The 10227-nt window shown below is 30.1% G+C and carries 7 protein-coding genes; 2 read left to right on the top strand and 5 right to left on the bottom strand.

Going from position 1 to position 10227, the window contains the following annotated elements:
- Nucleotides 1–108: 108 nt before the first annotated feature.
- The 4 genes from ACK2WN_RS05740 to ACK2WN_RS05725 all read right to left on the bottom strand — a co-directional run bounded on the left by ACK2WN_RS05740 (nucleotide 109) and on the right by ACK2WN_RS05725 (nucleotide 3934).
- Nucleotides 109–972, bottom strand: coding sequence for a hypothetical protein (locus ACK2WN_RS05740; protein ID WP_416155051.1), 864 nt, complete (start codon nucleotides 970–972; stop codon nucleotides 109–111).
- A 30-nt stretch (nucleotides 973–1002) separates the two neighbouring features.
- Complete coding sequence (locus ACK2WN_RS05735; RefSeq protein WP_416155050.1) at nucleotides 1003–1425, bottom strand: type II secretion system protein; 423 nt, start codon at nucleotides 1423–1425, stop codon at nucleotides 1003–1005.
- 99 nt (nucleotides 1426–1524) lie between these two features.
- Nucleotides 1525–2649 carry a type II secretion system F family protein gene (locus tag ACK2WN_RS05730; RefSeq protein WP_416155049.1) on the bottom strand — a complete coding sequence of 375 codons (1125 nt, stop codon included), beginning with the start codon at nucleotides 2647–2649 and terminating at the stop codon, nucleotides 1525–1527.
- Nucleotides 2621–3934 carry a GspE/PulE family protein gene (locus ACK2WN_RS05725; RefSeq protein WP_416155048.1) on the bottom strand — a complete coding sequence of 438 codons (1314 nt, stop codon included), beginning with the start codon at nucleotides 3932–3934 and terminating at the stop codon, nucleotides 2621–2623. Before ACK2WN_RS05725 ends, ACK2WN_RS05730 begins: the two co-directional genes overlap by 29 nt.
- A gap of 238 nt (nucleotides 3935–4172) precedes the next feature.
- Here ACK2WN_RS05725 and ACK2WN_RS05720 point away from each other — a divergent pair, with 238 nt between their 5' ends.
- Entirely contained in the window at nucleotides 4173–4931 is a 759-nt protein-coding gene (locus ACK2WN_RS05720; RefSeq protein ID WP_329998705.1) for a sigma-70 family RNA polymerase sigma factor, read from the top strand.
- 169 nt (nucleotides 4932–5100) lie between these two features.
- Here the strand turns inward: ACK2WN_RS05720 and adhE are convergent, their stop codons facing one another.
- Entirely contained in the window at nucleotides 5101–7737 is a 2637-nt protein-coding gene (gene adhE / locus ACK2WN_RS05715; protein WP_300528453.1) for a bifunctional acetaldehyde-CoA/alcohol dehydrogenase, read from the bottom strand.
- 893 nt (nucleotides 7738–8630) lie between these two features.
- On the opposite strand from adhE, the gene ACK2WN_RS05710 reads away from it, so the two are divergent.
- Nucleotides 8631–10211 carry a putative manganese-dependent inorganic diphosphatase gene (locus tag ACK2WN_RS05710; protein WP_300528456.1) on the top strand — a complete coding sequence of 527 codons (1581 nt, stop codon included), beginning with the start codon at nucleotides 8631–8633 and terminating at the stop codon, nucleotides 10209–10211.
- Nucleotides 10212–10227: the final 16 nt, after the last annotated feature.

Here is a 10227-nt window from a genome sequence, read left to right as displayed (position 1 = left end):
GTTTTAAATTTTAACTAGCCGTTAGGCTTTTTTGTGATGCAAATTTTTATTTTTAATTTAAAATATTATTATTTTTTTATTACAGCTATTGACTTTTAATAGCTGGTCTTAATTTATTCTTTTGGCTGTTATGTTGAAGTATTCTTTAGAAGATACTCTTTTGTAGTTTTTTGTGTATTCAATATCATTTTCGAAGTCTATGTCCATAATTTTAGAGAATTCTTGGACTAATTTTATATCCTCGATACCTTTGTCACCTAAGGTTAATATTGATTCACAGTTTCCAAATATACTTTCCCCTATTTCTTGAGTGAATTCGTCTTTTTTTATGACGTAGCTGCTTTTTATTACTCCATCTGAAAATATGCTTATTACTAAGTCTTTTTCTCTAAACTCTACTACACCAAATTCTAAACTATTCATTACTTTTACCCCATTCTTTTTTATTAGTCTTTCCAATAGGTTGAAGTTGGTGTGCATAGCTCTTTTTTCAATCCCTATTCGATCACATATTTCAGAAAATAGATCTATGTATTTCTTTGGAAATAATACTACTTGTACCTCTGTATCAACACCATCATTATACACCTTTTTGTAATCTATACAATAATTATTTATGGAATTATTACAAAATTCCTTAATTTCTATATCCACAGCCTTAATTATTGCTTTTTGCTTTATATCAGAATCTATCTTTATATTTTTTAGTATAATATCATTTTCTTGTATATTTATGAAGATTGATTTGCATTTACTATATTTCAATTCTTCATTTAAAATATAATTTGATATTTCATCTATATATTCCTCTCTAGCTCCTTTTTCTATAAATACTCTATTATCCATCGAAATTTTTTTATCAACTTCAGACAATATTTCAATTTTATTCTTGTCTTGTTTAAAAAATATTATCTTACAACTATATTTTGTCGGATATATATTTAAATGAACCTCTTCTTTTCTACCTATCATTTTATTTTCTCCAATGCACAAATTTATATTTTATTCTTTTAAACTATTCTCTCCTTTTACTTCTGGCTTTGGATACATCACATTCTCTCCAGCCTTAATTGTAATATTTTTACCATCATCATTTGTTTCTATAACAAAACCTTCTGCATCTACACTTTGTGGTTTTGGTTCACTGTTTAAATATCCTTTAGTAACCAAATTATTAACTGTTATCTGGCTTGATGGTATACCCTCGCTCATAGCAATTATGGCTGCTGAGGCTATATTTGATGCATTTGTATAATCTATATTTTTCTTGGCGTTTGATTCTACTTTACCGTATTTGACTATTGCAACACTCGCTAAAATACCAAGAATTGTTACAACTATTATCATTTCGACTAATGTAAATCCTGGTCTTTTTTTGATCTCTTTTTTTCTCTTATCTAATTTAAAAATATTATTAAACTTCATATTTTATTCCCCCTAATTTTTATCCGGCGGTTTAATCAACCGCCGGACATTACAGTATTACTTCTAATTAGCCATGATTTTTTACTTTAGAATAACTTTTTAAATAGCTGTTATTGTGTCAAACATAGGCATAACTATGGCAATTATCAATGCTCCTATAACAAGCCCCATTATTATTGTCATAGCTGGCTCTATTAATCTAACAATTCGATCTGTCATTATATCTAACTCATTTTCAAAAAAGTTGTTTATATATTGGAAACTTTTTTCTATATTTCCACTTTCCTCACCATTTTTGAGCATAGATATAAATATCTCAGGAAAAATTCCTGATAAATCTATGGATTTTGAGATACTATTACCTTTGTTGATATACCTAATAGATATTTCTAATTTCTTTTGAATATATACATTTCCTGTTATATCAGATGATATTTTTATAGCTTCTACAAGCGGTATTCCACTTTTTAGCATAAGGTACATATTCCTCGAAAAAGCTGCTGTTACAGACATTAAATAATAATTTTTCAAGATAGGAAATGTACTTTTTATCCTATCAAACTTTTCTATATTATTCTCATTACTTTTTATAGCTATGTACAATAGGCTAATTATTATAATAATTATAGGAATCAAAATATTTATATACTCTTTAAAAAACATCATTGTTGTTATCACCAAATAACTAAATAAAGGTGGTTTTATATTATTGCTCTCAAATACTAATGCAAAATTTGGAATCACTGCATACATTATAAAAATTAAAGCAACTATCATCATTATCAATAATATCGCAGGATAAATCATTATTGATTTTAGCTTGGATTTAACTCTATAATCTCTTTCATAATAGTTAGACATATCTTTTAGTACGTTGCTTAATCTGCCTGAATTTTCTCCACATTTTATCATATTGTAAAAGAATTCACTAAATAAATCGCTACTTCTAAAAGAATTTTCTATTGAGTATCCCTTTTTTATATTCCTTACAGTCAATAAAAGGTTATCTCTAAATTTTTTCTTTTGCTGTTCTGATATTACTTCAAGTATTTTATCTATACCTGCACCAGAATCTAAAAGTATTGACATTTGACTACACATAACCCTAAGATCTTTACTTTTTATTTTCTTTTCTTTTTTTAATTTACTAAATGCAGATAAATCCAAATTATCTATTTCCTTAAATTTAATTCTTTTAAACCAAGTTCCGTACTTCTCTTTCATCTAATACACCATTTTCTACAAGCTTTTTGATACTACTTTCAAAGCTAATCATACCTGATTTATCAGCTACAATTTTGATTTTATTTTTATCAAAATTATCCTTTATTGTTTCTTTAATATCCTCATTTATTTCCATGATTTCATGTATAGCCATTCTCCCAATATATCCTCTTCCCTTACATAGTTCGCATTTTTCAACGATTCCAGGGATATTTTTACAACAAATACATTTTTTTCTAACTAGTCTTTGAGAAATAACACCTATTAGAGATGCTTTTATTAAATACGCTTTTATTCCCATATCATTCAACCTTATTATTGTTGATATAGCATCCTCGGTATGAATTGTACTTATAACTAAATGTCCTGTTATAGCAGCTCTGACAGCTATTTCGGCTGTTTCTGTATCTCTTATTTCTCCTATCATTATTATATCCGGGTCTTGTCTAAGTATTGATCTAAGCCCTTTTTCGAATGTTAATCCTACCTTTTCATTTACTTGAATCTGATTTATACCTTTTATCTTATATTCAATCGGATTTTCAATTGTAGTGATATTTCTCTCTAAGTCCATAAGTTTTTTAATAATTGAATATACTGTTGTTGTTTTTCCACTTCCTGTGGGTCCGCATACAAGTATTATTCCCGATTTTTTAGATATAATCTCTGATACAAGTTTCATTTCATCTTCAGTAAAATCTGGTTTTGAGATATTTTCTATAAATATCTTCTTATTTAAAATCCTCATAACTATTTTTTCACCGTTTACAGTTGGTACAGATGAAACTCTTACGTCCACACTATTATCTTTATCTAATATTTCTAATCTTCCATCCTGTGGTAATCTCTTTTCAGCTATGTCCATTCCTGATTTTAATTTGATAAAAGATACTACTTCTGGATAAAAAGCCATTGATATATTTTCATAAAGTTCTAGCTTTCCGTCTCTTCTCATCCTAATTCTAAATTCTTCTTCAAAAGGCTCTATATGGATATCGCTTATATTTTGCTGTATTGCAAATTCTGTTATATTTTTAAATAACTTTTGAGCTCTGTCATCGTTATTTTCCATTTTAGAATCATACCTTACACTTATCTTCCTTTTGATTTCTTCTTTATCACCTTTTACTATAATCGGTTCTTTACCAGTAGCCAAACGTATATCTTGTATGAGTTCCATACTTTCCTCGGATGTTTCTATTGTTATTGTAGAATCTGTTTCATCCAATAGATACGCATTGTATTTTATTGATATTTTTTTAGGTATACCAACTTTCAATGTCATCTCTCCCTTCCAAATCTCAACTAAAAAGTTATTCTATTTTTATTATGGTCACTTCTCTTTTTCATATTCACAATTTCTTATTTTCAGAATATTTTCTGTTTCAGGCGCAATTTCGACAAATTTCGACAAATTCCTACAAAGATTTTTGTAGTTTTTTTTGTTAGAATATATATATAAGCTAAATCGATAATTGTGCACGATCATCATTTAGAAATTTTTTAATAGGGAGTTTCTAAACATGATAAATTCTAAGAAAAGCAAATTCTATAATAAAGTTATAAGCTACGATGAGATTCTATCTTTAATCTCATTAGCTCAAAAAGGTGATTTAAAATCAAAAAACAAACTGATAAAACTAAACATAGGTCTAGTGAAAAAAGCTGTAGCAAAATTCTCTTTCAGCAGCCTAGATAGCGACGACCTTTACCAACTTGGCTGCATTGGGCTTGTAAAAGCTATTGAAAGATTTGATCCTGCTCTAGGAAATATGTTCTCTAGCTATGCAGTTCCATTAATTGAGGGTGAAATCAAAAGATTTTTAAGAGATGATGGAATAATTAAAATATCCAGAGAATTAAAAAGCATAGGTTGGAAAGTTAGAAAATACAAAACACAATACTTCAAAAAAACAGGTAAAGAAGCTGATCTGCAGTTAATATCCAAAGAACTAAACATACCAATAGAAAAAATAAAATCAGCTCTAATAGCACTATCACCAGTTGAATACTTCAACACATACGACGCAGAAAACGAGTACACACAGCTAGATCTATCTAACAACATAATAAGAGAGGATAGCATTCCATACACAGAACTAATAGAGCTAAATGAAATCATAGACGAGCTGCCAGACCTAGAAAAAAAGGTCATGAAACTGAGATACTTTGAAGACTTCACCCAAGCAAAAACAGGTGAAATCTTAGGTATATCCCAAGTACAAGTATCTAGAATAGAAAGAAAAGCTCTAATGCTACTAAAAAAAGAATACATAAACTAAAAAAAGAGCTACCGCAAAACACCTTCTCAAGTGTTAATGCGATAGCTCTTTTTATTCTCGGTTATCTTAGACTATATATTGGATTATGTTTTTCTTTTGGTTTTTAGTATTATGTAAAAATTATTAATTTTAAATCGGTTTTAAAATCTATCTCATCACAGAGCTACTCTTATTTTCCGTAGTATACTTTTAAGTACATATCTTTTATTTCGCTCATTAATGGATATCTTGGGTTAGCTCCTGTACACTGGTCATCAAATGCCTGTTCAGTCATTTCATCTAAAGTTTCTAGGAACTTAGCTTCATCTACACCAAATTCTTTTATAGTTTTTGGTATATTTAATCTAGCTTTTAAATCTTCTATTGCTTTTATTAAGTTAGCTACTTTTTCTTTATCATCTTTTCCTGTTATTCCACAGAATGATGCAAATTCTGCATATCTCTGTATTGTATCAGGGTATTTGTACTGAGGGAAAGTACCCATTTTAGCTGGAGCTTCACAGCAGTTGTATTTTATTACTTCACATATTAATAATGCATTTGCTATACCATGTGGTATGTGGTGGAATGCTCCTAATTTATGTGCCATAGAGTGGCAAACACCTAAGAATGCATTTGCGAATGCCATACCTGCCATTGTTGAAGCTAAAGCCATTTTTTCTCTTGCTTCTGGATCGTGTGGTCCATCATTGTAAGCTCTTGGTAGGTAGTTGAATATTGCTTTACCAGCCTGTAATGCCATACCATCTGCTGGTTCTGTTCTTAACATTGATACATAAGCTTCTAATGCGTGAGTTAAAGCATCTATTCCTGAAGCAGCTGTTAATCCTTTTGGCATCTGCATCATGTAGTCAGCATCTATTATAGCCATGTTTGGCATTAATTCGTAGTCAGCTAGAGGATATTTTATACCTGTATCCTGGTCTGTTATAACTGCGAATGGAGTAACTTCAGAACCTGTACCTGATGATGTTGGTACTGCACAGAAGTAAGCTTTTTCTCCCATTTTAGGGAATGTATAAACTCTTTTTCTTATATCCATGAATCTCATTGCTAAATCCTGGAAATCTACTTCTGGATGTTCATATAATACCCACATTATCTTACCAGCATCCATTGCTGAACCTCCACCTACTGCTATTATTAGGTCTGGTTCAAATGCTCTCATTGCTTCTGCACCTTCTTTAGCACAAGCTAGTGTTGGGTCTGGAGCAACGTTGTAGAATGTAGTTGTTACTATTCCCATTTCGTCTAGTAAATCTGTTATTGTTTTTGTATATCCATTTTTATATAGGAATGAGTCTGTTACTATGAAAGCTCTTTTCTTATTCATTACTTCTTTGAATTCTCTCATAGCTACTCCCATACAACCTTTTTTGAAGTAAACTTTTTCTGGAGCTCTAAACCAAAGCATATTTTCTCTCCTTTCAGCTACAGTCTTGATATTGATTAAGTGTTTTATTCCTACGTTTTCAGAAACTGCGTTTCCACCCCAAGATCCACAACCTAAAGTTAGAGATGGTTTTAATTTGAAGTTGTATAAATCACCTATACCACCGTGAGATGATGGAGAGTTTATTATTAATCTACAAGTTTTTAATGCATTAGTGAACTGATCAACTTTTTCTGGATGTTTTATAGTATCAACATATAATGCTGAAGAATGTCCGTATCCACCCTGTTCAACTAATCTTTCTGCTTTGTAAACAGCTTCATCAAATGTTTTATATTTGTACATAGCTAGGATTGGAGATAGTTTTTCGTGAGCGAATGGTTCAACGAATTCTACTTCATCAACTTCTGCTATCATTATTCTTGCTGATTCTGGTACATTTATTCCAGCCATTTTACCTATTGTGCATGGTCTCTGTCCAACTATTTTAGCATTTACTGCACCAGCTTCATTAAGTATTATTTTTCTTACTTTATCTGCTTCATCTGCGTTTAGAACATAAGCTCCTCTATGTATGAATTCTTTTTTAACTTCATCGTATAATTTTTCTGGTACTATTACTGACTGTTCAGATGCACATATCATACCATTATCAAATGATTTAGACATTATTATTGAACTTACAGCCATTTTTACGTCACAGCTTTCATCTAATATTGCTGGAACGTTACCTGCACCAACACCTATAGCTGGTTTTCCTGAAGAATAAGCTGATTTAACCATTCCAGGTCCACCTGTTGCTAATATTGTATCAGCTTCAGCCATTAATAAGTTAGTTAATTCTAATGATGGTTCATCTATCCAAGCTACACATCCTCTTGGAGCACCTGCTTTTATAGCTGCTTCGTGAACTATTTTAGCTGCTTCTATTGTACATTTTTTAGCTCTTGGATGAGGAGATATCATTATAGCATTTCTTGTTTTTAATGATATTAATATTTTGAATATAGCTGTTGATGTTGGGTTAGTTGTTGGTATAACTGCTCCTAAAACACCTATTGGTTCTGCTATTTTCTTAAATCCAAATGCTTCGTCATTTTCTATAACTCCACAAGTTTTGTCGTTTTTATATGCGTTGTATATATATTCAGATGCAAAGTGGTTTTTTATAACCTTATCTTCAACAACACCCATTCCAGTTTCTTCATGTGCCATTTTTGCTAGAGGTATTCTAGCCTGGTTAGCTGCTGTTGCTGCTGCCAAGAATATTTTGTCTACCTGTTCCTGATTAAGTTTAGCTAACTCTTTCTGAGCTGCTCTTACTTCTGCAAGTCTTAATTCAAAAGTTTCTTTGTCTTTTACAATTTCTGGGCTTACTACTTTTTCTTCAACTTTTTTAGCTTCCTTAGTCATCTGTTTTTTTCCTCCGTTTGATATTTATTTTGTTAAAATCAATGTTTTCGTTGTTAAATTTTATCTACTTTTTAACAAAAATTTAAATTATAGATTTTTTCTATAAACCTTTGATTTATCAAGGCTTTAATCTTTTTTTGTTTCTTTCGATGAGTATATAATAGTCCTATTTTAGATATAAGTCAACACTTTTCTTGATATTTTTTTATCATTCTTTTTTGCGAAGTTTTTCCTTATTTTAGACATTTCTGTATTTTGCAAGATGTTAATCGTTTTCCCTTTCAAACAAAAATTCTCAAAAATTTTTACATTTTATAAGACATCTTCTTTCCCAATATAGTCTAATCTATATTTCCTGCTTTTTACTTATTAGAATTATTTTCTTTGCTCTGAATTTCTCTAAATAATCGATTATTTTTTCTAATAAATTTTTAAATTATTTTTCACAACTTCATTCTATATTCTATAGATTATATTGTCAATTATTATTTTTTTGAATATTTTAAATAATCTTTAAGTTTGTTTTTTCCTTATCACTTTCCAATAATTTAATAATATCCACTTGTGAAATCTTATTTTTATCAATAATTAACTTTTAAATAATTTTCTATAATTGTATTTTTTATTGTAATTATTTTTAATTTTAATCTAAGTATATTTTCAAAAAGAATTGCAGCTTATATTTTTATTGACATCAAATTTTTAGTAAATTTTTCAATTTTAAAAAATATTTTTATAGCATATGTTAATAAAAAGTCACAAAAAATCTAGATTTTTCAATTTTTACCATCATATTTTCTTTAAGAATGATAAAGAATTCGAGCTAATATGTTATAATAAATTTATGAAATTCACAAATTCAAATTACCAAAATCGAAAGGAGAATTATACCGATGAGTATATTAGTTTTCGGGCATAAAAACCCAGATACAGATTCAATCTGCTCTTCTATAGCTTATGCAAATTTAAAAAGAGCTTTAGGACAGGATGCAGTAGCTTGTGCACTAGGAGAAGTTAGAAAGGAAGCAGAATACGCTCTTAACTACTTCAAAGTAGACGCTCCTAAATTAATAGATGGAGTTAAAGCTCAGGTTAAAGACCTTTGCCTAGATACAGAAAACATATTAAATGTTTCTTCTTCATTATTAGAAGCTTACAACCTAATGAATAACAAAGGTGTTGAAGCTGTTCCAGTTGCAGATGAAGAAGGAAAATTCGCTGGATGCGTATCATTAAAGAAAATAGCTGAAGAATTACTTCATCAGCACTTCAAAACAATAGACACTACAATAACTAACATATGCAAAAACCTTGATGGTTCTGTAGTAGTTAATTGTTCAGAAAAAATAAGTGGTAGAGTATTCACTCTTTCATTTGATATGGAAACAGTAATGGAAACTCTTGAATCAGGAGATATAGTTATAGTTGGAAATAGATTTGAAGCTATAGAATACGCTATAGACAACAAAGCTGCTTTAATAATACTTACTTCTAACACAGAAATATCTGATGAATTAAAAGCTAAAGCAGAAAGAAATGGTGTTTCAGTAGTTACTGTTGCTGCAAACAACTACAAAACTTCAAACACAATAAACCACTGTGCTTGCATAGAATCATTAGTTGAATCTTGTGATTGTGCAGTATGTGAATGTGCTTATGCAGAAGACCTTGATCTTTGCGAAAAATGTCTTTACCCAGTTGTAAATGCTGAAGAAAAAGTAGTTGGTTTATTATCAGCTGCTGATTTAGCTAAATTACCTAAAAAAGACGTTATATTAGTTGACCACAATGAATACGGACAGAGTGCAGATGGACTTGAATCAGCTAATCTTCTTGAAATAGTTGACCATCACAAACTAGGTGGAATGAAAACAGACCTTCCTCTATCAGTAAGATTAATGCCAGTTGGATGTACTTGTACAATAATATACAACATGTACAAAGAAAACAACGTAGAAATACCTACTGAAATAGCAGGACTTCTTCTATCAGCTATACTTTCTGATACATTAATATTCAAATCACCTACAACTACTGAATTAGACAAACAGGCTTGTGAAGACCTAGCTAAAATAGCTGGTGTTGACATGGAAAAATACGGAATGGACATGTTCAAATACGGAACTTCTCTTGATGAATACTCAATAGAAGAAATAGTAAACATGGACTTCAAAAAATTTGATATGAGTGGTAAATCAGTTGGTATAGGTCAGGTATTCACTCTTGATATAGACTCTATATTCGCTAAACAGGATCAGTTCCTTGACTACATAAACTCTACTGATTTTGATTTATTAGTTCTTGCAGTTACTGATATAATCAAAGAAGGTTCTTACCTAATATACAAAGCTCCAGATGCTGTTATATCTGAAGCATTTAACGTAGAAGGAGCTCAGGGAGTATTCGTTGAAGGATGCGTTTCAAGAAAGAAACAGTTAGTTCCTGGACTTACTGCTGCAGTTAAAAACATGTAATTAATAATATTATATA

Source organism: Peptacetobacter sp. AB800 (genome assembly GCF_047807365.1).
Taxonomy (GTDB): Bacteria; Bacillota; Clostridia; order Peptostreptococcales; family Peptostreptococcaceae; genus Peptacetobacter.
This window is presented reverse-complemented; position numbering and strand designations above follow the sequence as displayed.